Below are 21,845 nucleotides of genomic sequence, written 5' to 3' on the forward strand. Positions count from 1 at the left end.
TCTGGTTTTGCTTCTGCTTCGGTACCGGCTTCCGCGCAGGCTTGGCAACGGCCTGCGCCCCTCACAACCGTTCGGGCTGAGCTTGTCGAAGCCAGGGCACGCCGCGTGCCCCACCCCTCGCGCGCGCACCCACCGCAAGCGTGGCACAAGCCTCGCAGCACCTCTAGAATCCGCCTCCTTTGGACCACACCCTGTGCGCAGCGGCATTGCCTGCGGGCGGGCCCCTGCTCCAGCCACCACCGCTCCGCCATGAACCCTCTGCACATCCGCCTGGCCACTCCCGCCGACGCGGACACCATCGCCCCGCTGTTCGACGCCTACCGCCAGTTCTACGACCAGGCACCCGACCTTGCAGCGGCGCAGCACTTCATCGCCGACCGGCTCACGCGCGGCGAGTCCAGCATCCTCATGGCGTTCGATGAAACCGGTGCAGCCATCGGCTTTTGCCAGCTCTACCCCACGTTCTGCTCTGTGGAGGCGGCGCCCATCTACACGCTGTACGACCTGTTCGTGGCGCCCACCGCCCGCAAGACGGGAGCAGGCCGCGCCTTGCTGATCGCGGCGCGCGACCACGCACGCGCGCAGGGCAAGGTGCGCATGGACCTGACCACGGCCCACACCAACACCACGGCGCAGTCGCTGTACGAGTCGCTGGGCTGGGTGCACGACACGGTGTTTCGGGCGTACAGCCAGCGGGTGGCTTAGGCGTTCGTTCTCTCTTGCGGATTCGCTCTCGATCACAACCGTTCGGGCTGAGCTTGTCGAAGCCTCGCCGCGCTTCGACACGCTCAGCGTGAACGGCTTCGCTTTTTTCGAGCAGGGACCGTCATCAAGGCACGCTCACCAGCGCAACCACCGCGGCCCCGCAATAGCCCCTACGGCCGTCGGCACCGCCATGCCCGCCAGGTACCACACCGCGAGAAACGGCGTGGCCATCTCTGGGCAGTGCAGCGCATACACCAGCGCCCCCAGCGCCCCAGCCAGCAGGCCGGCCCCAGCGCCCGCCCAGGCCAGGCGCGTGGGTGCCGCGCCTTTCAATGCCCAGAAGCCCGCGGCGAACGCCGGCACCGACAGCACGGCGATGTTGAAGGGGCAGGTGCGCCAGGTGCTGCCCAGGATGAGCGGCAGGCGCTCGGCCGGCGCCGCCTGCGCCAGCGTGGCCAGCGCCAGGCCCCACAGCACCAGCGGCGGCAGCGCCAGCCACAGTGCGGCACGACCGGCAGGCACGCCGGGGCGCGCCATGCGCTGCAGCAGCATCAGCCCGGCCGCGGCCAGCGTGCCGGCAAAGGCCAGCTTGCCCCAGAACATGGGCATGGCCATCGTGGCGGCCAGATCGCTGCGCAGCCCGAACAGCGCCAGCATGAGCACGGCGGCCCCGGCAATGCCGGCGAACGCGGCCACGGCCAGGCGCTGCTCCACCGTATGGCGGGCCACCGGGTGCGCGTCAGCGGCCAGCAGGTCGATCAATTCATCGGTCTTCATCACATTCCCCTGATCTTGGCGGCCAGGGCCTTCAAGCCCCGGTGCACGCCGACTTTGACGGCCGACTCCGACAGCCCGGTGAGCTGCGCGGTCTCGACCACCGACAGCCCCTCGAGCTTCATGTGCACGATGGGCAGGCGCTGGCGGTCGGGCAACTGCTCCAGCAGGCGGCCCAGGTCACGCCGCGCCTCGGCCGCTTCGCTGTCGGTGCTGGCGAACAGGTCGTCGGTGTCGTCCAGCGGCACATGCAGCGACTCCTTGGCGGCGCGCGAGCGCAGCCAGTCGATGAGCTTGTAGCGCGCAATGGCGTGCACCCAGGCCGTCACCGGCGAGTCGGCCCGGTAGGTGTGGCGCTGGTTGTGCACGGCCAGCAAGGTCTCTTGCACCAGGTCCTCCACCTCGTCGGGCCGCTGCGCGAGGCGGCGGCGCAAAAAGGCACGCAGGTGCGCGCTCAGCTCCTTCAGAAATCGCTGGTACGCCGCTGCGTCGGCGTCCAGCCCCTGCAGCAGCAATCCGCGCAGCCGCTCTTCAATGTCCATGGCGTCTCCCTGCTGGGTATTCGTCACAGCGGGCCCTCCGGTTACAGCGGGTGCAAAAAATAAATAAGCGTGTGGATTGGCAGCGCCGTGTAACCCGCGGCGACGCCAGCGCGAATTACAGCGCAGATCGGGTGTTGCAGGGTGCGGGCAGTTGGCTAGTTAGTTAGTTCTGCCCCGCACGTTGCCGCCACCGGTCCGCTGCGATCCCTTTCTTATTAATTTATTTATCAAACTCTGTTGGAGAAATTTGCCATGGCCACACGCACCCTCAGCCTCGGCGCCCTCGCACTCTCGGCCATTGCCTGCACCTCCGCCCTGGCACAGGCACCTGCCCAACCCATGGCCGACGCCGCCAAGCCCGCCATGGAGAAGTGCTACGGCGTGTCGATGGCCGGCAAGAACGACTGCGCGGCAGGCGCCGGCACCACCTGCGCGGGCACATCCAAGATGGACTACCAGGGCAACGCCTGGAAGTACGTGCCCGCCGGCACCTGCGCCACGCTCAAGACGCCCAAGGGCATGGGGTCGCTGATGCCCATCAAATCCTGAAATGAAGCACCCCCTGAGGCGCTGCGCGCCTTCCCCCGGAGGGGGACGCACCCGGTGGCCCGGCAAAGCCGGCTCCACGGGCGCACTGGCCTTGGCAGCGCCAGCTGCATGGGCCGCGGGTGGTGCGCAGCGCCATGGATAACCGATACGGCAAAGCCTCCCCTCACCACTACAGCGATCTGCCATGCCATCCCCGTTGACCGCCGGCCTGGGCCTCAAGCCCCAGCACTATGCCGAGGCACTGCACTGCGGTGCGCCCGGCCTGTGGTGGGAGGTCCATCCTGAAAACTACCTGGCCGACGGCGGCCCGCGGCTGGCGTGGCTTGAGGCCATCCGTGCGCGCCACCCGGTGGCGCTGCATGGGGTGTCGCTGTCGCTCGCGGCCGATGCACCGCCCGATGCCGACCACCTGGCCCGGCTGGCCGCGCTGGTGCGGCGCATCGAGCCTGCCATCGTGTCCGAACACCTGGCGTGGTCCGCCTGGCGCGGCCACTACCTGCCCGACCTGCTGCCGTTTCCGCGCACCCACGCGGCGCTGGCCCGCATCGCGGACAACATTGCGCGCACGCAGGATGCCTTGCAGCGCACCATCGCCATCGAGAACCCCACGCACTACCTGCACATCGACGGGCACGACTGGTGCGAGACCGACTTTCTGGCCGAGCTGGTGCGGCGCACCGGCTGCGCGCTGCTGCTGGATGTGAACAACGTGCATGTGAGCGCCCACAACCTGGGCACGGACGCACAGGGGTACATCGACGCGTTCCCGCTGCACGCCGTCGCAGAGATCCACCTGGCCGGGCACCACGCCGACCCGGCGCTGGGCGACGCGCTGCTCATCGACAGCCACGATGCGCCCATCGACCCTGCCGTTTGGGCGTTGTATGAACAGGTGCTGGAGCGCACAGGCCCCATCCCCACGCTCATCGAGCGGGACGGCAATGTGCCCGCGTTGGGGGAGCTGCTGACTGAACGCGACGAGGCGCACAGCGCGCTGGCCGCCTGCGCGCAACACCCCAAACACCGCGAGGTGGCGCCATGCACCTGAGCGATTTTCAGGATGGCCTCGCCGCTGCGTTGCTGGCTTCGCCAGACGCTGCTGCGCCAACACCCGCGTGGCTCGCGGCCCTGGCCACCCAGCCCGGCTTTGCGGTGTACCGCAACACCGTGCTCACGGCCTGCATCGACGCGCTGCAGGCCAACTACCCCACCGTGTGCAGCCTGGTGGGTGCCGACTGGTTCCGTGCGGCGGCCGGCGTGTTCGCCCATGCGCAGCCACCGGCCGATGGGCGGCTGATGGACTACGGCGCGGGCTTTGCCGGCTTTCTGCAGCAGTTCGGGCCGGCCGCCGCACTGCCCTACCTGCCTGCCGTGGCACACCTGGACCGTTGCTGGACGGAGAGCCACTTGGCGGCCGACGCCCCGGCGCTCGACGCGACCTGGCTGGGCCGCCAGCCGCCCGGCACGCTGGCACTGTGGCACCTGCGGCACCTGCGGCCCCACCCGGCGGCGCGCTGGGCCTGGTGCGATGACCACCCCGCGTATGCCCTGTGGCAGCGCCACCGCGACCAGTGGCCGATGGATGCAGACCTGCTGTGGACAGGCGATGGCGGCTTGCTGACCCGGCCCGATTCCGCCGTGGTGTGGTGCGCGTTGCCGCATGCAGGCATCGCCTTCATGGACGCCTGCGCGCAAGGCCTGCCATTGGAGGCCGCTGCCACAGAAGCATTGGTGGCCGAGCCAGCTACCGACATCGCAGCGCTGCTGATGTTGCTGCTGGACGCCGGGGCGCTCACCGAAGCCGCGGCCGATGCGGCTGCACCGGCCCCATGTTCAAAGGAAACACCATGACACCCAACACCATCCCCATGCTCTCCCCAACCGCAGGCGGCCCCCGCGCGTGGCTGGCCCGGCTGGCACACATCTCCGCCTGGCTCACACCCCACAGCCTGCTCGCACTCGTCAACCGCATCGCGCTGGCCGGCATCTTCTGGCTGTCGGCGCGCACCAAGGTCGAGGGCTGGTTCACCATCTCCGACAGCGCCTATGCGCTCTTCAGCGACGAGTACAAGCTGCCGCTGATCCCGCCGCACCTGGCCGCACAGATGGCCACGGTGGCCGAGCACCTGTTCGCCGTGCTGCTGGTGCTGGGGCTGTGCACCCGGCTGTCCGCATTGGCGCTCTTGGGCATGACGCTGGTGATCCAGGTGTTCGTGTACCCGGACGCGTGGCCCACGCACCTGTCCTGGGCGGGGCTGCTGCTGTACCTGGTGGGGCGCGGCGCGGGCGGCGTGTCGCTGGACCGCGCGCTGGGCCTGCGCTGAGGCCTACCGCCTCAAAGTGCCTTCACGGGCTGGACGGGGCCGCCGTGCGCACCCAGCGCGCGATGTCCGCCGCGCCCAGCGCGCCGGAGATGCGGGCCACCTCGCGCCCCTGCCGGAACATCACCATGGTCGGAATGCTGCGGATCGCATGGCGCGCTCCCAGAGCATGGTGCTCTTCGGTGTTGAGCTTGGCCAGGCGTACCTGCGGCTCCAGCTCGCGCGCAGCCTGGGCAAAGGCGGGCGCCATCTGGCGGCACGGGCCGCACCACGGCGCCCAGAAGTCCACCACCACGGGGATGTGGCTGCGCGCCACATGGCGCTCGAACGACGCGGCGTCGAGTTCGAGCGGTGCCCCTGCGAAGAGCGGCTGGTGGCACTGGCCGCAGTCGGGCGCGCTGGCCAGCTGCGCGGTTTGCACGCGGTTGGTGGTGTGGCAGTGGGGGCAGACGATGTGCAGGGCTTCGGACATGGGGGCGCGGTGTTGGCAGTCTGAATGTGCGCAGGTGGCGGCCGCGCCGGATTTTTCAAGTCGGCGCACCCGCCGCGGCACTGTCGGCCAAATACCTGCTTGCAAAAATTTACGCGGGATTACAGGGTGTAGAACAACCCGGCGGGCCGGTCGGCCCGGTGGCATCTGCTAAGGTCTGGGCCCATGCAGCTGCTTCCGATACTGACAACTGCCCACGCCCTTTTTCTCGATTTCGACGGCACGCTCACCGAGCTGGCGTCGCGCCCCGAAGCGGTGCGCATCGCGTCCGGGCTGGTGCCCACCCTTTCTGCACTGCACGGCCACCTGGGCGGTGCGCTGGCCATCGTGACCGGGCGGCCCGAGGCCGACATCGACGTCTTCCTGGCGCCCCTGCACCTGCCGCTGGCCAGCGAACACGGCGCGCAATACCGCCTGCACGGCGCGTCCCTGCCGGCCGTGCAGCCGCCCGACCTGGCCCCCGTGCTGCAGGCCGCCTACGACCTCGCATCGCGCCACCCCGGCCTGCTGGTGGAGCCCAAGCGCGCCAGCGTCGCCCTGCACTACCGCCTGGCGCCCCACATGGAGGCACGCTGCCTGGACACCCTGGAACGCGCCTTGCAAGGCGTGGAAGGTGTGGAGCTGATGCGCGGCAAGTTCGTCTTCGAGGTCAAGCCCCGCGGGGCGCACAAGGGCCAGGCCATCATCGATTTCATGACCCAACCGCCGTTTGCGGGCCGCATCCCCGTGTTCGTGGGCGACGACGTCACCGACGAATCGGGCTTTGCCGCGGTGCAGGCCCTGGGCGGATGGGGCATCAAGGTGGGCGAAGGCCCGACCATGGCACAACACCGCTGCATGACGCCTGCCGCACTGCGCGGCTGGCTGTCGAGTGCAAGGACCAACTGGGAACGCGAACAATGAACACTGCAGCCAACGAACCCCAACAGGGCTCGCTCAACCTCGGCATGATCGGCAACTGCGCCATCAGCGCACTGATCGACAACCACGCCCGCATGGTCTGGTGCTGCCTGCCGCGCTTCGATGGTGACCCGGTGTTCAACGCGCTGCTGCAGCCCGGCGACGAGGGCAGCCATTTCGCGATCGAGATCGAGGACCTGGCCTCGGCCCACCAGTGGTACGAGCCCAACACCGCCATCCTGCGCACGCAGCTGTTCGACAAGGCCGGGCACGGCGTGGAGATCACCGACTTCGCGCCGCGCTTCAACAGCCGATCGCGGTTCTTCCGGCCCATGACGCTGGTGCGCCGCGTGCGGCCCATCGAAGGCGCACCGCGCATCCGCGTGGCGCTCAAGGTGCGCTACGACTGGGGTCGCAGCACGCCGCACATCACGCGCGGCAGCAACCACATCCGCTACGTCGGCGAGGACATGACGCTGCGCCTGTCCACCGATGCGCCGGTATCGCACGTGCTGTCGGGGCAGTCGTTCGTGCTCACGCGCGAGCACAACTTCTTGCTCGGCGCGGACGAGCCTCTGCACGAGGGCATTGCCGACACGGCGCGCTACTTCGAGCAGGAAACCACCAGCTACTGGCGCAACTGGAGCCGTGCACTGGCCTTGCCGCTGGAGTGGCAGGACGCGGTGATCCGCGCGGCCATCACGCTCAAGCTGTCGCTGTACGAAGATACCGGCGCCATCGTGGCGGCCATGACCACCAGCATCCCCGAGTCCGCCCACAGCGGCCGCAACTGGGACTACCGCTACTGCTGGCTGCGCGACGCGTTCTTCGTGGTGCGCGCGCTCAACAGCATCTCCGAAGTCGGCACCATGGAGGACTACCTGCGCTGGCTCAGCAACGTGGTCATCGAAGGCGGCGACGGCCACATCCAGCCGCTGTACGGCATCGGCCTGGAAAAAGACCTGCCCGAGTCCGTGATGCCGCAGCTGGCCGGCTACCGCGGCATGGGCCCCGTGCGCGTGGGCAACCAGGCGGCCGAGCATTTTCAGCACGACGTGTACGGCAACATCGTGCTGGGCGCCGCGCAGTCGTTCCACGACCACCGGCTGCTGCACCGCGCGGGCCAGGCCGAGTTCACCCGCCTGGAGCAGGTGGGCGCCAACGCGGTGCGCGTGTACGGCCAGCCCGATGCGGGCATGTGGGAGCTGCGCACCCGTGCGCGGGTCCACACATCATCCGCGCTGATGAGCTGGGCCGCCTGCGACCGCCTGGCCAAGATTGCGCTGACCCTGCAACTGCCCGACCGCGCCGCATACTGGCGCGACCATGCCGACCGCATGCGCGACGAGATCATCGACAAGTCCTGGAGCGAAACCCGCCAGGCCTTTGCCGAAAGCTTCGGCGGCAACGAGCTCGATGCCAGCGTGCTGCTGATGGCCGAGGTGGGCATGATCGACCCCATGGACCCGCGCTTCGTGAGCACGGTGGAGGCCATGGAAAAGAGCCTGTGCGACGGCCCGTACATGCGCCGCTACGAAGCGGCCGACGACTTCGGCAAGCCCGAGACGGCGTTCAACATCTGCACCTTCTGGCGCATCGACGCACTGGCGCGCATCGGCCGCAAGGCCGAGGCGCGGGCCATCTTCGAGACCATGCTGGCAGCGCGCAACCCGCTGGGCCTGCTGTCCGAAGACACCCATGCCGAGACGCAGGAGATGTGGGGCAACTTCCCGCAGACGTACTCCATGGTGGGCGTCATCAACGCCGCGGTGCGCCTGTCGGCCCCGTGGGACAGCGTGATTTGAGGCGGCGTCCGACAGTTTGACCACCCCATCCGCGGCGATGATGCGGCATGAGCCGACTCGTTGTTGTATCGAACCGCATTGCGGACCCCCGTAAACCTGCCGCTGGCGGCCTGGCCGTCGCCCTGGGCGACGCGCTGAACAAAACCGGAGGGTTGTGGTTCGGCTGGAGCGGCAACGTGCTGGAGGACGGCACGCCCGGCGAGAGCGATCTGCAGACACGCCAGGCCGGCGCGGTGACCCTGGCCACCGTGGACCTGTGCCGCGAAGACCACGACAGCTACTACCACGGCTACAGCAACAGCGTGCTGTGGCCCGTGTTCCATTACCGGCTGGACCTGGCGGACTTCAACACCCGCTACATCGCGGGCTACCGCCGGGTCAACCAGATGTTTGCGCGCAAGCTGCTGCCGCTCTTGCGCGACGACGACATCATCTGGATACACGACTACCACCTGATCCCCCTGGCCGCCGAGCTGCGCGCCATGGGCTGCAAGCAGCGCATCGGCTTCTTCCTGCACATCCCCATGCCGCCGCCGCTCATCATGGCGGCCATTCCGCAGCACGAGTGGCTGATGCGGTCGCTGTTCGCCTACGACCTGGTGGGCCTGCAGAGCGAGGCCGATGTCTCGCACTTCACCCGCTACGTGCGCAACGAGGCCAGCGCCGAAGAAGTGGGCGTGCAGCAGCTGCGCGCGTTCGGCGCCACGGTGCAGGTCAAGGCGTTCCCCATCGGCATCGACGTGGACGAGTTCATTCGCCTGGGCCAGGCGCCCGACGCGGTCGAAACCTACGAGAACATGCGCGACGAATACTCGCGCCGGCGGCTGCTGCTGGGCATCGACCGGCTGGACTACTCCAAGGGCATCCCGCACCGCGTGCGCGCGTTCCGCGAGCTGCTGGACCGCTACCCCGAGAACCGCGACAGCGCCACGATGATCATGATCGCCTCGCCGTCGCGCGACGACGTGCACGCCTATGCCGACCTGCGCCAGGAGCTCGAAGGCCTGTGCGGCTCCGTCAATGGCGACTACGGCGAGCTCGACTGGATGCCCGTGCGCTACATCCACCGCATGGTGGCGCGCAAGCGTGTGCCGGGCCTGTGCCGCGCCGCGGCGGTGGGCCTGGTCACGCCGCTGCGCGACGGCATGAACCTGGTGGCCAAGGAATACGTGGTGGCGCAGAACCCCGAGGACCCCGGCGTGCTGGTGCTCTCGCGTTTTGCGGGCGCGGCCGAGCAACTGAAGGAAGCGCTGCTGGTGAACCCCTACGACACGCAGGGCACGGCGGACAGCATCCAGCAGGCGCTGCAGATGCCGCTGGCCGAGCGGCAGGCCCGCCACCAGAAACTCATGGCGCGCATCCGCGAGCACGATGTGCACTGGTGGCGCAAGTCGTTCCTCGCAGCATTGGAAGCAGCGGGCGACTGATTAGGATTTGCACTGCACGCATTGAACACCGTTCGGGCGGCGCCTGTCCAAGCCCTGCGCGGCGCTTCGACAGGCTCAGCGTGAACGGTTTGTATAGTGGACGGATGTGGGCATGACCTCATGACCATATGACCACATGACGACCACCACGCGGCGCGCTACAGCAGTTTGGTGAGCAGGCTCACCACGAAGCTCAGCAGCAGCGTGGACGCGAGCGGCACGTCCCAGTCGCGCCCCAGCCACCGAAAGCGCAGGTCGCCGGGCAAGCGGCCAAAGCCCATGCGCCGCAGCAGGGGCGAGAGCCAGCTGAGCAGCATCAGGGCCAGGAAGATGACGAGGAGCCAGCGGATCATGGTGCGCCGAGTGTAGGCGCTGCAGGTACCCGCGCACGCAGGCAGGCATGGGCCTTGCACCACGCTGGCATGTTCGCAACCGACCGAGGGCACGCATGGATTGGAGCTACCACCACACCGCCGGCGGGCAGCGCTGGCAGTTCGACGGCCTGCGCGACGTGCTGGCCAAGGCGTCGCCCCTGCGCTCGGGCGACGTGCTGGCGGGCATTGCGGCGGCCACGGCGGTGGAGCGCATGGCCGCGCGCATGTGCCTGGCAGACGTGCCACTGTCGCGGTTCCTGACCGAGGCCCTGGTGCCCTACGAGTCCGACGAGGTCACGCGGCTCATCATCGACACCCACGGTGCCGCCGCGTTCGCGCCCATTGCCCACCTCACCGTGGGCGACTTTCGCAACTGGCTGCTCGACCACGCCACCGACAGCGCCGTGCTGGCGGCCGTGGCCCCCGGGGTCACGCCCGAGATGGCCGCTGCCGTGAGCAAGCTCATGCGCAACCAGGACCTGATCGCGGTGGCCCGCAAATGCCGCGTGGTCACGCGCTTTCGCAACACCATCGGCCTGCCGGGCCGGCTGTCGGTGCGGCTGCAGCCCAACCACCCCACGGACGACCTGCGCGGCATCGCGGCGTCGATGATCGACGGGCTGCTGTACGGCGCGGGCGACGCGGTGATCGGCATCAACCCGGCGACCGACAGCATCGCGGCCCTCACCGGCCTGGTGCACCGGCTGGACGACGTGATCGCCACGCTGCAGATCCCCACGCAGTCATGTGTGCTGACCCACGTGACCAACACCGTGCAGATGATCGAGCGCGGCGCGCCGGTGGACCTGGTGTTCCAGTCCATCGCGGGCACCGAGAAGGCCAATGCGGGCTTCGGCATCAGCCTGGCCCTGCTGCGCGAGGCGCACGACGCGGCGCGGTCCCTGCAGCGCGGCGCGGACTTTGGCGATGGCCGGGGCGACAACGTGATGTACTTTGAGACCGGCCAGGGCAGCGCCCTGTCGGCCGACGCGCACCACGGCGTGGACCAGCAGACCTGCGAGGCGCGGGCCTACGGCGTGGCGCGGGCGTTCTCGCCGCTGCTCACCAACACGGTGGTCGGCTTCATCGGGCCGGAGTACCTGTATGACGGCAAGCAGATCATCCGCGCGGGCCTGGAAGACCACTTCTGCGGCAAGCTGCTGGGCGTGCCGCTGGGCTGCGATGTCTGCTACACCAACCATGCCGAGGCCGATTCGGACGACATGGACACGCTGATGACGCTGCTGGGCACTGCGGGCCTGACCTTCATCATGGGCGTGCCGGGCGCGGACGACATCATGCTCAACTACCAGAGCACCTCGTTCCACGACGCGCTGTACCTGCGCGAGGTGCTGGGCCTGCGGCGCGCGCCCGAGTTCGAGGCCTGGCTTGCGCGCATGCACTTGGCCGACGGCGCGGGCCGGCTGCTGCCCGCCACACAGCAGCAGGCGGCCATCGCACAGCTGCGGCAGATCGGGATGCGGGTATGACAGACCCCACCGGCACCCCACCCCCCTTCGGCCCGCCGCCCGACCCCTGGGCCGACCTGCGCGCCCACACCGCCGCCCGCCTGGCCCTGGGCCGCGCGGGCACGGCCATCCCCACGCGCGAACTGCTCGACTTCGGCCTGGCCCATGCGCAGGCGCGCGATGCGGTGCATTTGCCGCTCGATGCCGATGCGCTGGCACAGCGGCTGGCAGGCCTGGGCTGCACCACGCTGCAGGTGGCCAGCGCCGCACCCGACCGGGCCACGTACCTGCTGCGCCCTGACCTGGGCCGGCGCCTGTGCGACGGGGATGCACAGCGTCTGCGGGCATTGGGCCAGGGCGGCCAGGCGGACTGCGACCTGCTGCTGGTGGTGGCCGACGGCCTGTCGGCCCTGGCGGTCGAACGCCATGCCGAGCCGCTGGTGCAGTGCATCTTCAGCACCGCGCCCCAGGGCTGGCGCATCGGCCCCGTGGTGATCGCCACGCAGGCGCGCGTGGCGCTGGGCGACGAGGTGGGCGCACTGCTGGGGGCCCGCCTGGTGGCGGTTCTGATCGGCGAGCGCCCGGGGCTGAGTTCGCCGGACAGTCTGGGCATTTATCTGTCCTGGCACCCCCGGGTCGGGTGCAGCGATGCGGAGCGCAACTGCATCTCCAACGTGCGTCCGCAGGGGTTGCCGCCTGCCGCCGCCGCTGCGCGCCTGTGGTGGCTGTGTGCAGAGGCGCGGAGGCTGGGACTGACGGGCGTGCCGTTGAAGGACCGCAGTGAGGGCGTGACGCTGGCGGCGGGCGGGCCGCAGAGGCCTCAAGACGAGCCCCCTCTCCCCCACCCTCTCCCGCGAGGGGAGAGGGGGTAAGGCCGGCGCTCGGTGGCTCACAGCGCGCGTCCCATTCAGACATTCGCGAAGGCGGCCTCCGCGCCTGTCGCCGACAACTGTCTTCCCAATCGCACCCAAAGGCGCAGCGGCCCTCACCAGCCAGCGCAACCAGCGCCCCGGAAACCCCCTCTCCCCTTGCGGGAGAGGGCTGGGGAGAGGGGGCAATGAGCAGCAGGGCCTCGACCCAGCGCCCCCCACTCCACTCCACCCCCTCACAACCGGTGCGACCGATCCCCCCGCACAAACCCCATCGGCTCCCACGCCGGCCCCGCGCCCAAGGCCAGCACCTTGAAGAGCTCGCCCATCTCATGCTCCATGATCAATTTGGCCGCTGTCGCCCGCTCCGCCTGCGGTAGCTGCTCCATTTTTGATAGCAATCCACAGTTAATGAGGAAATGCGCCTGCGTCGTGTAGCCCAGCACCTCCAGCCCCGTCTCCTGCGCGGCCAGGGCCATGGCGGTGAAGTTGACGTGGGCGGTGATGTCCTTGCGCCCCACCGCCACCAGCGGGTCGCCGTCGGCCAGGTGGCCCTGGTGGCACATCACCGTGCCCATGTGGCGCTGGGGGTGGTAGTACTCGCTCTCGCCAAAGCCGTAGTCCAGCAGAAAGGCCGCGCCGCGCGTGAGCCGGTCGGCCAGCATGCGGATGAAGCCTTCGCCCTGGGCGTGGATCTCGGTCAGGTAGTCCTGCGGGCCTTCGATGTCGATGGGCGGGCGCAGCGCGGTGGGGCGGTCGGCCCAGGCAAAGCTGCCGTCGTCCTGCGCCACCACGCCGCGCTCGTGCCACACGCCTTGCGCCTGGCCGCCGTGGCGCGCCAGCAGTTGCACGGGCATGGCGTCCAGCACCTCGTTGCCCACGACCACGCCTTCGATGCGCTCGGGCAGCGCGTCCACCCAGCGCAGCTTGTGGGCATGCGCTGCCAGCCGCACCTGCTGGCGCGCGCGCAGGCTGCCCGACAAATCGACGATGGTGTAGCGCTGCACCTGGTCGCCCAGAGCGTCCAGCAGTTGCAGGGCCACTGCGCCGGAGCCGGCGCCGAACTCCCACACCTCGGAGGTGCCCGTGGCGGCCAGCGCCTGCGCCACCTGCCGCGCCAGCGTCTGGCCGAACAGCGGCGTGAGCTCGGGCGCGGTCACGAAGTCGCTGCCGGACTCGGGCATGGCGCCGAACTTGGCACTGTCGTTGGCGTAGTAGCCCAGGCCCGGCGTATACAGCGCCAGCGCCATGAAGCGGTCAAAGCCGATCCAGCCGCCCTCGGCGGCAATGGTCTGGCGGATGTGGGCCGCCAGGGCGGTCGTTAAACTGTCGGGTTGTTGGGTCACGGCCCGCATTGTCCCCCACCCCGCCACCATGCCCCACCCCACCCGTTTCCGCACCGTGCTTGTGACCGGCGCCGCCAAGCGCCTGGGGCGCGCCATTGCGCTGGCGCTGGCCGAGGGTGGCTGGCAGGTGGCGGTGCACTACCGCACGTCCGAGCAGGATGCTATCGAAACAGTAGCTGCTTGCGCACGCCTGGCAGGCGGTAGCGCCCATTTTGATGCCGATTTCGACGACGAGGCCGCCGTGCGCGGCCTGCTGCCGCGTGTGGTGGCGCACTTTGGCAGCGTGGACGCGGTGGTCAACAGCGCCTCGCTGTTCGAGCACGACAACGCACAGACCTTCGGCTTTGCCGCGCTGGAAAAGCACCTGCGCAGCAACACCGCCGCGCCCGTGCTGCTGGCCCAGGCGCTGCACGCGCACCTGGCCGACCGCGCTGCCGCCGGCGAGGCCGATGCCCAGGGCGCCGTGGTCAACCTGCTGGACCAGAAGCTCTGGAACCAGAACCCCGACTTCGTGAGCTACACCCTGTCCAAGGCGGCCCTGGAAGCCGCCGGCACCATGCTGGCCCTGGCCCTGGCGCCGCGCGTGCGCGTGGTGGGTGTGGCGCCGGGCCTCACGCTCACCAGCCACATGCTGGAAGAGCAAAAATTCCAGCAGCTGCACGCGCTGAGCCCGCTGGGCCGCTCGTCCACGGCCGAGGACGTGGCGAGCACCGTGAAGTTTGCGCTGGAGAACCGCTCCATCACCGGCACCACGCTGCTGGTGGACGGCGGCCAGCATTTGATGAAGTTCGAGCGTGATTTTTCAATGATGTGAGCGGGCGCCGGCCCACGCAGAAAGAAGCTATCTCCCATGGACCACACCGCCGTCGGCACCCAGATCCTCACCCTGACCGGCCTGCGCTTTGACGCCAACCTGGGCATCCTCTCGCACGAGAAGACCGCCCCCCAGCCCATCCAGGTCGATGCCGAGCTGAGCCTGGGCGTGCAGCCGCTCACCCCGCGCGACGACGACATCCTGCACGTGCTGGACTACCGCAAGGTGCGCCAGATCATCATCGACGAGTGTCGCGCCGAGCACGTGAACCTGCTCGAGAGCCTGATCGGCAAGCTGGCCAACCGGCTGATGCAGCTGCCCGGCGTGCTGGGCGTGCGCGTGAAGATCGCCAAGCTGGAGATCTTCGACGACTGCGAGGTGGCGATCCGCATCGAGACCGGGCAGTGGTGACCACCCCGAGCAACCGGCCGCAGTAGCCGGCACGAAGCGAAGCCGCGCGCCCCCAAAAGGGAAGGGCCGCAGTCATCGACCACGGCCCTCCAGGGGGTTGCGCTACAACGGCTTTTGCGCCTCGGCCAGCGCGCTGCGGGCTTCGTCCAGCTTGGCCTGGCGCGCGGCGATCTTTTTGGCATCGCCCTTCTTCTGCGCCTCGGCCAGGCTTTTCTCACGCTCGGCCACCTTCTTCGTGGCCTTGCGGATCTCCGCGTCGCGCTCCTTGGCCAGCCAGGCGTCGGTGCAGTGCGCCTTGTTGGACCGGCGCGCCTGCCGCAGCCCCGCGACCTCGCGGGTGCGGCCCTGTGCGGTGGCCTCGGCCAGTTGCGCTTCGATGCGCGCCTGCTTGGCGGCGCAGGCAGGCGATGCATCGGCCGCCAGCGCAGGCGCGGCATGCAGGGCCAGGAGACAGACACCCACAACAAGGTTCTTCACGGCAACGCTCCGATCGGTGGTACAGCGCTCCATCGTAGCGGCCTTGCCGGGGCCCGTAGCTTCTCAATGAAGCCGGGAGCCCTTGGGCAGCCGTTTGGCCAGCCACTCGTGCACGTCGGCCCGCACATTGCGGCCGTCCAGCAAGAACGACTCGTACCGGCTGGGCACGTACGGCAGGAACAACAGGCGCATGCCCGCCTCTTCGGGCAGGCGGGCGGCCTTGTAGCCGTTGCACGCGGCGCAGGCGGCCACCAGGTTGGTCCACGACGTGGCGCCGCCGCGCGACTGCGGCACGATGTGCTCGCACTGCAGCACGTCCTCGCTGAACACACCGCCGCAGTAGGCGCAGGTGTGGCGGTCGCGGCGCAGCAGCCGGCGCTTGGTGAGGCCCGGCACCACGTCAAAGAGGTTGATCCGGGCCACACCGCGCAGCGCGATGATGGGCGCGACCTCCAGCACCGACTGCCGGCCCGTCGCCGCGTTGTGCCCGCCACGCAATGTGGCCAGGGGCGCCAGGCCGGCATCCCACGCCACGGCGCCGCTGGCGTAGTGCACGGCGGCTTGCTCCAGCGGCATCCAGGACTGGGGCGTGCCGTGCAGGTCCAGCTGCAGCACGCGGGGCGCGGGGGTGCGGGGTTTTCGGGACGAGGGTTCGGTGGGGGTGATGGTGGTGCGGGGCATGGGGCTCTCCTTTCTGGGGATGAAGGGCGCAGCCGCCCAGCCCAGCGCACGCCCCGGTTAATACATGGTCATCGACGACTGCGACAACGAAGACAAAGCGACAAACAAAAGCACAAACAAAAGCGTCAGGGGCCGCCCACCGTCAATCGGTGGGGGCCGGCGTGGATGCATGCCCAAGGCGCGCAGGGACCGCGAATGCGAAAGCGGACGCTCGCAGGGGCGTGCCGTTACCACTCGCCGACCTCGCGCACGCGCTGGTCGAGGTCGAGCTGGTCGAGCCGGCGCGCTGCGGCTGCGCGGCCTGGGGCCGTGCGTTGCAGGCGCGCGCGCACGGATGCCAGGCGGGCCAGCCAGCCTACAAGGCCGACACGGCGCCGCTGGGCGCCCAAGGGGAAGGAATGCTGGATGGCCATGGGGGATCTCCTGGAGGTGAATGGAGGGTTGGAAACGGGGTGGGTGGGTTGATGAAAAGGAAGGGCAGACCGGGGAGGGATCGAACCTCCGAATGGCGGAATCAAAATCCGCTGCCTTACCACTTGGCGACCGGTCAGCAAAAAGGAAAAAGAAGGGGCGCCACAGACAGGAGTCGAACCTGCAATCCCCGGTTGAACCAACCAGGCGCCCCATCCGACAGGGCTGCTGCGGCATGCCTGCCAAGCCCGCGCAATGCGGGTGATGGACAGGGAAAGAAATTGGCGCGCGCGGAAGGAGTCGAACCTTCAACCGCTAAGAACCTGCTGACGCCTTATTCGAGGCCCGAATAAGGCGTCAGCAGGTTCCCGGAGACCAGTGCTCTGCCAGTTGAGCTACACGCGCATGGAGCCTGAATGGGCGTTTCTCGCCCAATGCATATCCATTTCGGCTGTGCCTTCACGCGACCGCAGCCCGCCGGGGGCTGCGCATGCACGTCGCTGCACTGGGCGATCAACCCCAGCACATCCCGCCGGGCCGCGCATGCGGCCGGGTCCGGCGGTGTGAGCAAAGGCACACCCGAAATGGAGAAGGGGTGCAATGCGGTGAACGCGCAAACCCTTCTGCTTTCGATGCAGGTCGGCCATCACTCCCTCGGAGCGCGGCGCCTGCGGCAAACTTTTAATGAACGGAATCCCCGGCAGGTCGATGCCTGCGGGGGCAGCGCTGGCGCTGCAAACAAAAAATAAGGGTGGAGAAAAACGACCGGCAAAAAGAAAAAGGCCCGGAACCACTTGGTTGCCGGGCCTCTTGTCGATCAAGAGATCGGGAGGGAGAACGCTCTGGGACTACTGCCCTGCGTTGCAACCTCCGCCCGGTGACGGAGCGGTATCCTCAAAACCATTACCCAGCCACTGCGGCTGGCTGGTGCGGGAGCTGCCGTCCATGCAGCTGTCCATCTGGCTGTCCATGTGGCTATGGCCCTGCAAATACGCCGCGGCGCCTTGGTGCGAAGGCAGTCGTTTGGACATCAAGCCGATGGACGACACCTGCGCATTGAACGCCCCACGCACGGCCACAGCGCACTGGGGGGTACGGCGGTGGATGGCGTTGTGGCGGGCGTTCATGGCGGTCTCTCGGAGGTGGTCGGCGTGTTCGTAGGGAAAGGGGACGGGGACATGGAGTCCTGATGACCGTAGACTGTAAATAGTCTTTACACTCCGGTCAACGCCCCGTACCCGCTTTTTTTGCGTCTGTTGTTTTTTCTTTGTGACCCCGCCGCCCACCACCGTGACCCGCCGCACCAACGTGCTGGCCCTGCACCGCCTTTTTCTCGAACAACAGATCGCCGCCGGCAAGCCCGCCAAGGGGCTGGACCAGGCGTTTGCCGCGTCGCTGGAGATATCGCCCAGCATGTGGAGCCAGATCAAGAGCGCCCGCCCCATCGGCGACACGCTGGCGCGGCAGATCGAGCGGCATGCGCGCGTGGACATCGGCTGGCTGGACGCCCAGCACGCCACCGACCACCCCGACCCGGCCGAGGAACGCTTTGTGGCGCTGGCGCGCGACGCCTGGCGCAGCGCCAATGCCAAGGGCAAGCGCGAGCTGCGCGTGTGGCTGACCGCGCGTGCCAGCGCTGGTGAGCCGCAGAGCAGCAGCAGCCCCTCTGACCACAAGCCGCCCAAGGCGCAAAAATAGCCCCCCTGGGCGCAGAACGCCCCCCTGGAGAGCCCGCCCTACCCCACGGCACGGCGGTTTCACCGACAATTGAGGGCTTGTTGACGCCTTTTGGCACCGCCCGTGCGCACCACCCTTGCGCCCCGCGGCACCGCTTTACCCGACCCCAGAGCCCCTTCCCATGAGCGCAGTGATGAACGACACCCCCCAGGCCGGCTGGACCGCCGAGCCCCCCGAAGTGGCAGCCACGGGCGCCGATGCCCTGGCCGCAGCGGGCCCGGCGCGCCTGAAGATCGAGCGCGAGACCCACAAGCTCGAAAAGCGCCTGTGCCGCGAGGTGGGCAAGGCCATCGTCGACTTCAACATGATCGAAGAAGGCGACAAGGTCATGGTGTGCATGTCCGGCGGCAAGGACAGCTACACCCTGCTGGACATCCTGCTCAAGCTCAAGGCCCGCGCGCCCATCCATTTCGACCTGGTGGCGGTCAACCTGGACCAGAAGCAGCCCGGCTTTCCCGAGCATGTGCTGCCCGAGTACTTGAAGACCACCGGCGTCCCGTTCCACATCGAGAACGAGGACACCTACAGCATCGTCAAGAAGCTGGTGCCCGAAGGCAAGACCACCTGCAGCCTGTGCAGCCGCCTGCGCCGGGGCATTCTGTACCGCGTGGCCGACGAACTGGGCTGCACCAAGATCGCGCTGGGCCACCACCGCGACGACATCCTGCAGACGCTGCTGCTCAACATGTTCTTCGGCGGCAAGATGAAGAGCATGCCGCCCAAACTGGTCAGCGACGACGGCAGGCACGTGGTGATCCGCCCGCTGGCCTACGTGGCCGAGAAGGACACCGCGCGCTGGTCCGCGCACCGCGACTTCCCCATCATCCCGTGCAACCTGTGCGGCAGCCAGGAGAACCTGCAGCGCAAGCAGGTGGGCGAGATGCTGCGCGAATGGGACAGGAAATTCCCCGGCCGCGTGGAGAACATGTTCAACGCGCTGCAGAACGTGGTGCCCTCGCACCTGCTCGACGGCGGTTTGTTCGACTTCAAGAACGCCCGGGCCACGGGCGTGGCCAGTGAAGACGGCGACAAGGCTTTCGACAAGGAAGAGTTCTCGGCGCCATCGCTGCCGGGCATGGGCGGCGTGCAAGTGGTAACACTGTCGTGAACCTCCGGGGCCGGGCGCACTCTCACCGGGATCCTGTTACCCCGCCCAAGGAGACTCTCACCATGATGCGCCGCCCCCTCTCCGTCGCCCTGCTGTGTGCCACAGCAGCGGCCGTCCTTGCCGGTTGCAGCACCGGCCCGCGCCTGGTCGAAGGCCAGGTGCAGAGCTTTTCGACCCTGCAGGCCATTCCCACGCCCGCCACCTACCGCATCGAGCGCCTGCCGTCGCAGCAGATGCCCTCGTTCGATCCGGTCATGGCCCTGGCCGAGCAGGCGCTCGGCCGCGCCGGCCTGCGCCGCGACGACGCCGCGCCCAAGCTGCTGGCACAGGTCGGCGTGCAGGCCGACTTAGTGCCGCGCGCGGACCCGTTCCGCCCCTATGGGCCCTACGGATACGGCCCCTCCCCCTGGGGCTGGGGCTTTGGCGGCTGGCACGGGCGGGGCGTTGGCCTGTACGGCGGCTGGGGCTTCTACGAGCCCACGCCCTTGCACCGCCGCGCCGTGAGCATCGTGCTGCGCGACGCCGCCACGCAGGCCGTGGTGTACGAGACCTCCGCCGTGCACGAGGACGTGTGGGTGAGCGACCCTGCCGTCTACGGCGTGCTGTTCGACGCCGCGCTCAGCGGCTTTCCGCAGCCGCCCCAAGGCCCGCGGCTGGTGCGCCAGTCCCTGGCGCCCATGCCCGCCGCCGTGCCCGGCACCGTGCGCTGACCGCGCCGCACCGCACGCACCGGCGCTGCCCCTTTCAACCCCACACGCCCCACACCACCGCCCGCATGCACGCCACCCGCATCGTTGCCGTCCGCCACGGAGAAACCGCCTGGAACGTGGACACCCGCATCCAGGGCCACCTGGACATCCCGCTCAACGACACCGGCCTGTGGCAGGCCGAGCAGCTGGGCCAGGCGCTGGCCGGCGAGAGCTTTGCCGCCATCTACACCAGCGACCTGCAGCGCGCCCACGCCACGGCGCAGGCGGTGCAGCGCACCACCGGCGCGCCGCTGACCACCGTGCCGGGCCTGCGCGAGCGCAGCTTCGGCCACTTCCAGGGCCGCACCTTCGCCGAGATCGAGGCCGAGCTGCCTGACGACGCGCGCCGCTGGCGCAAGCGCGACCCGCACTACACACCCGAGGGCGGCGAGTCGCTGGTGACCTTGCGCGAGCGCATCGAGCGCACCGTGATGGCGCTGGCCGCACCGCACGCGGGCGAGCAGATATTGCTGGTGGCGCACGGCGGCGTGCTCGACGTGCTGTACCGCCTGGCCACCCGCCAGGAGACCCAGGCGCCGCGCACCTGGCAGCTGTCCAACGCCGCCATCAACCGCCTGCTGTGGACCCCGGACGGCCTCACCCTGGTGGGCTGGGCCGACACGCAACACCTGGACGACAACGCGATGCGCGATGAAACCCATTCCTGAGGCACTGAAGGCGTCCATCGGCCAACGGGTGGACCTGATCGATACGCCCTCGCTGGTGGTCGACCTGGACGCCATGGACCGCAACATCCAGCGCATGGCCGACTTCGCGCGCAAGCACCAGGTGCGCTGGCGCCCGCACGCCAAGATGCACAAGAGCGCCGAGCTGGCCCTGCTGATGCAGCGGGCCGGCGCGCAGGGCGTGTGCGTGCAGAAGGTGGCCGAGGCCGAGGCGCTGGCCGCCGGCGGCATGAACGACATCTACATCAGCAACCAGGTGGTGGCCATGCCCAAGCTGCAGCGCGTGGCGCGCCTGGCCGCCCTGCTGGCGGCGCGCGGCGGCCGGCTGGCGATTGCGGTGGACCACCTTGAAGGCATCGAGCGGCTGGCCGAGACCATCGCCCAGATCGGCATGCCCCTGCCGCGCGAGGGCCACTGGGCGGCCGGCGACAGCACGCTGATCGATGTGTTCGTGGAGATCGACGTGGGCCAGGGCCGCTGCGGCGTACCGCCCGGCGAGGCCGCCGTGCCCCTGGCGCTGGCCGTGGCACGCAGCCGGGGGCTGCGCTTTGCGGGCCTGCAGGCCTACCACGGCCGCGCCCAGCACTTGGCCGGCGCCACCGACCGGCGCGAGGCCATGGCCGCCGTGGTGCGCGCCGCCAGCCACACCCGCGACCTGATCGAAGCGGCCGGCGTGCCCGTGCCGCTCATCACCGGATCGGGCACCGGTACGCTGGTGCACGAGGCGGCCAGCGGCGTGTACGGCGAACTGCAGGCCGGCTCCTTCCTCTTCATGGACGCCGACTACGCCCGCAACGAACGCGAGCCGGCGCAGCCCGCCTTCGAGCACGCGCTGTTCATCAAGACCCAGGTGGTGTCGGTGCGCGAGAACGTGCACGCCGTGTGCGACGCGGGCCACAAGAGCCACGCCATCGACTCCGGCCTGCCCACCGTGGCCCTGCTGCCGCCCGACCGCGGCCTGCGCTACGCCAACGGCGGCGACGAGCACGGCATCCTGCACCCCGACAGCCCCAAGTCCCGCCTGCCGGCCCTCGGCCGCATGCTGTGGCTCATCCCCGGCCACTGCGACCCCACGGTCAACCTGCACGACTTCATGATCGGCGTGCGCGGTGGCCTCGCGATGGGCGTGGTGGAGCGGATCATCCGGGTAGATGCCAGGGGCGCGCTGACCTGATCGGGGCAAGAATCGGCGAACTCTTC

General features: G+C 69.1%; 26 protein-coding genes and 3 tRNA genes. 17 read left to right on the plus strand and 12 right to left on the minus strand.

The window, feature by feature from the left end; translation table 11 throughout:
* Positions 1–249 precede the first annotated feature (249 nt).
* Positions 250–705, plus strand: a complete 456-nt coding sequence (locus ACIGHN_RS22155) for a GNAT family N-acetyltransferase (RefSeq protein ID WP_396506110.1) — start codon at positions 250–252, stop codon at positions 703–705.
* A gap of 135 nt (positions 706–840) precedes the next feature.
* Here the strand turns inward: ACIGHN_RS22155 and ACIGHN_RS22160 are convergent, their stop codons facing one another.
* The gene (locus tag ACIGHN_RS22160; protein ID WP_396506111.1) at positions 841–1,482 is read right to left on the minus strand and encodes an NrsF family protein; all 642 of its coding nucleotides are present in this window, start codon (positions 1,480–1,482) and stop codon (positions 841–843) included.
* Complete coding sequence (locus tag ACIGHN_RS22165; RefSeq protein ID WP_396506113.1) at positions 1,482–2,048, minus strand: sigma-70 family RNA polymerase sigma factor; 567 nt, start codon at positions 2,046–2,048, stop codon at positions 1,482–1,484. Before ACIGHN_RS22165 ends, ACIGHN_RS22160 begins: the two co-directional genes overlap by 1 nt.
* A 225-nt stretch (positions 2,049–2,273) precedes the next feature.
* On the opposite strand from ACIGHN_RS22165, the gene ACIGHN_RS22170 reads away from it, so the two are divergent.
* The 4 genes from ACIGHN_RS22170 to ACIGHN_RS22185 all read left to right on the plus strand — a co-directional run bounded on the left by ACIGHN_RS22170 (position 2,274) and on the right by ACIGHN_RS22185 (position 4,894).
* Positions 2,274–2,570 (plus strand): DUF2282 domain-containing protein, encoded by a 297-nt coding sequence (locus tag ACIGHN_RS22170; RefSeq protein WP_396506115.1) that lies wholly within the window; start codon positions 2,274–2,276, stop codon positions 2,568–2,570.
* Between the two features lie 184 nt (positions 2,571–2,754).
* On the plus strand, positions 2,755–3,618 hold the full coding sequence (locus ACIGHN_RS22175) for a DUF692 domain-containing protein (RefSeq protein WP_396506116.1): 864 nt from the start codon (positions 2,755–2,757) through the stop codon (positions 3,616–3,618).
* The gene (locus ACIGHN_RS22180) at positions 3,609–4,421 is read left to right on the plus strand and encodes a DNA-binding domain-containing protein (RefSeq protein WP_396506117.1); all 813 of its coding nucleotides are present in this window, start codon (positions 3,609–3,611) and stop codon (positions 4,419–4,421) included. Before ACIGHN_RS22175 ends, ACIGHN_RS22180 begins: the two co-directional genes overlap by 10 nt.
* Positions 4,418–4,894, plus strand: a complete 477-nt coding sequence (locus ACIGHN_RS22185; protein WP_056422348.1) for a DoxX family protein — start codon at positions 4,418–4,420, stop codon at positions 4,892–4,894. The genes ACIGHN_RS22180 and ACIGHN_RS22185 overlap by 4 nt, the downstream gene beginning before the upstream one ends.
* Positions 4,895–4,916: 22 nt before the next feature.
* Here the strand turns inward: ACIGHN_RS22185 and trxC are convergent, their stop codons facing one another.
* Positions 4,917–5,363: a thioredoxin TrxC gene (gene trxC, locus ACIGHN_RS22190; RefSeq protein ID WP_396506119.1), complete on the minus strand. Its 447-nt coding sequence runs from the start codon at positions 5,361–5,363 to the stop codon at positions 4,917–4,919.
* Positions 5,364–5,546: 183 nt separating this feature from the next.
* Between trxC and otsB the strand changes: the two genes are divergently transcribed.
* Genes otsB through otsA form a run of 3 tightly spaced genes read left to right on the plus strand, consistent with a single transcriptional unit; the run spans position 5,547 to position 9,513 of the window.
* The gene (gene otsB / locus ACIGHN_RS22195) at positions 5,547–6,284 is read left to right on the plus strand and encodes a trehalose-phosphatase (protein ID WP_056414092.1); all 738 of its coding nucleotides are present in this window, start codon (positions 5,547–5,549) and stop codon (positions 6,282–6,284) included.
* The gene (locus tag ACIGHN_RS22200) at positions 6,281–8,086 is read left to right on the plus strand and encodes a glycoside hydrolase family 15 protein (protein ID WP_056164483.1); all 1,806 of its coding nucleotides are present in this window, start codon (positions 6,281–6,283) and stop codon (positions 8,084–8,086) included. Before otsB ends, ACIGHN_RS22200 begins: the two co-directional genes overlap by 4 nt.
* 47 nt (positions 8,087–8,133) lie before the next feature.
* Complete coding sequence (gene otsA / locus ACIGHN_RS22205; protein WP_396506121.1) at positions 8,134–9,513, plus strand: alpha,alpha-trehalose-phosphate synthase (UDP-forming); 1,380 nt, start codon at positions 8,134–8,136, stop codon at positions 9,511–9,513.
* 158 nt (positions 9,514–9,671) lie between these two features.
* Here the strand turns inward: otsA and ACIGHN_RS22210 are convergent, their stop codons facing one another.
* On the minus strand, positions 9,672–9,866 hold the full coding sequence (locus ACIGHN_RS22210; RefSeq protein ID WP_056164478.1) for a DUF2905 domain-containing protein: 195 nt from the start codon (positions 9,864–9,866) through the stop codon (positions 9,672–9,674).
* Positions 9,867–9,961: 95 nt separating this feature from the next.
* On the opposite strand from ACIGHN_RS22210, the gene ACIGHN_RS22215 reads away from it, so the two are divergent.
* Positions 9,962–11,377, plus strand: coding sequence for an ethanolamine ammonia-lyase subunit EutB (locus tag ACIGHN_RS22215; protein ID WP_396506122.1), 1,416 nt, complete (start codon positions 9,962–9,964; stop codon positions 11,375–11,377).
* Positions 11,374–12,228: an ethanolamine ammonia-lyase subunit EutC gene (eutC, locus tag ACIGHN_RS22220; protein WP_396506124.1), complete on the plus strand. Its 855-nt coding sequence runs from the start codon at positions 11,374–11,376 to the stop codon at positions 12,226–12,228. Before ACIGHN_RS22215 ends, eutC begins: the two co-directional genes overlap by 4 nt.
* Before the next feature lie 233 nt (positions 12,229–12,461).
* On the opposite strand, the gene ACIGHN_RS22225 is transcribed toward eutC, so the two are convergent.
* Positions 12,462–13,580 (minus strand): class I SAM-dependent methyltransferase, encoded by a 1,119-nt coding sequence (locus tag ACIGHN_RS22225; RefSeq protein ID WP_396506126.1) that lies wholly within the window; start codon positions 13,578–13,580, stop codon positions 12,462–12,464.
* 19 nt (positions 13,581–13,599) lie between these two features.
* Here ACIGHN_RS22225 and ACIGHN_RS22230 point away from each other — a divergent pair, with 19 nt between their 5' ends.
* Positions 13,600–14,385, plus strand: a complete 786-nt coding sequence (locus tag ACIGHN_RS22230; RefSeq protein WP_396506128.1) for an SDR family oxidoreductase — start codon at positions 13,600–13,602, stop codon at positions 14,383–14,385.
* A gap of 36 nt (positions 14,386–14,421) precedes the next feature.
* Positions 14,422–14,796, plus strand: coding sequence for a dihydroneopterin aldolase (locus tag ACIGHN_RS22235; RefSeq protein ID WP_056164462.1), 375 nt, complete (start codon positions 14,422–14,424; stop codon positions 14,794–14,796).
* Positions 14,797–14,898: 102 nt separating this feature from the next.
* On the opposite strand, the gene ACIGHN_RS22240 is transcribed toward ACIGHN_RS22235, so the two are convergent.
* The 7 genes from ACIGHN_RS22240 to ACIGHN_RS22270 form a co-directional block, all read right to left on the minus strand.
* Positions 14,899–15,273, minus strand: a complete 375-nt coding sequence (locus ACIGHN_RS22240; RefSeq protein WP_056414233.1) for a DUF1090 domain-containing protein — start codon at positions 15,271–15,273, stop codon at positions 14,899–14,901.
* A gap of 63 nt (positions 15,274–15,336) precedes the next feature.
* Positions 15,337–15,954 (minus strand): HNH endonuclease, encoded by a 618-nt coding sequence (locus ACIGHN_RS22245; RefSeq protein ID WP_235503963.1) that lies wholly within the window; start codon positions 15,952–15,954, stop codon positions 15,337–15,339.
* Positions 15,955–16,181: 227 nt separating this feature from the next.
* Positions 16,182–16,367 carry a hypothetical protein gene (locus ACIGHN_RS22250; protein WP_396506131.1) on the minus strand — a complete coding sequence of 62 codons (186 nt, stop codon included), beginning with the start codon at positions 16,365–16,367 and terminating at the stop codon, positions 16,182–16,184.
* A 65-nt stretch (positions 16,368–16,432) separates the two neighbouring features.
* Positions 16,433–16,503: transfer RNA gene (locus ACIGHN_RS22255), tRNA-Gln, on the minus strand.
* Between the two features lie 22 nt (positions 16,504–16,525).
* Positions 16,526–16,600, minus strand: a tRNA-OTHER gene (locus tag ACIGHN_RS22260).
* Positions 16,601–16,647: 47 nt separating this feature from the next.
* Positions 16,648–16,770, minus strand: a tRNA-OTHER gene (locus tag ACIGHN_RS22265).
* Positions 16,771–17,213: 443 nt separating this feature from the next.
* Positions 17,214–17,492, minus strand: a complete 279-nt coding sequence (locus ACIGHN_RS22270; protein ID WP_396506132.1) for a hypothetical protein — start codon at positions 17,490–17,492, stop codon at positions 17,214–17,216.
* 163 nt (positions 17,493–17,655) lie between these two features.
* Between ACIGHN_RS22270 and ACIGHN_RS22275 the strand changes: the two genes are divergently transcribed.
* The 5 genes from ACIGHN_RS22275 (at position 17,656) to ACIGHN_RS22295 (ending at position 21,819) form a co-directional block, all read left to right on the plus strand.
* Positions 17,656–18,063, plus strand: a complete 408-nt coding sequence (locus ACIGHN_RS22275; protein WP_396506134.1) for a hypothetical protein — start codon at positions 17,656–17,658, stop codon at positions 18,061–18,063.
* 160 nt (positions 18,064–18,223) lie between these two features.
* Entirely contained in the window at positions 18,224–19,210 is a 987-nt protein-coding gene (gene ttcA, locus ACIGHN_RS22280) for a tRNA 2-thiocytidine(32) synthetase TtcA (RefSeq protein ID WP_396506136.1), read from the plus strand.
* A gap of 62 nt (positions 19,211–19,272) precedes the next feature.
* Positions 19,273–19,920: a hypothetical protein gene (locus ACIGHN_RS22285; RefSeq protein WP_396506138.1), complete on the plus strand. Its 648-nt coding sequence runs from the start codon at positions 19,273–19,275 to the stop codon at positions 19,918–19,920.
* Between the two features lie 65 nt (positions 19,921–19,985).
* Positions 19,986–20,627 (plus strand): histidine phosphatase family protein, encoded by a 642-nt coding sequence (locus tag ACIGHN_RS22290; RefSeq protein ID WP_396506140.1) that lies wholly within the window; start codon positions 19,986–19,988, stop codon positions 20,625–20,627.
* Positions 20,611–21,819 carry a DSD1 family PLP-dependent enzyme gene (locus ACIGHN_RS22295; protein WP_396506142.1) on the plus strand — a complete coding sequence of 403 codons (1,209 nt, stop codon included), beginning with the start codon at positions 20,611–20,613 and terminating at the stop codon, positions 21,817–21,819. The genes ACIGHN_RS22290 and ACIGHN_RS22295 overlap by 17 nt, the downstream gene beginning before the upstream one ends.
* Positions 21,820–21,845: the final 26 nt, after the last annotated feature.

It is taken from the genome of Acidovorax sp. NPDC077693 (genome assembly GCF_044542805.1).
GTDB lineage: Bacteria > Pseudomonadota > Gammaproteobacteria > Burkholderiales > Burkholderiaceae_C > Acidovorax.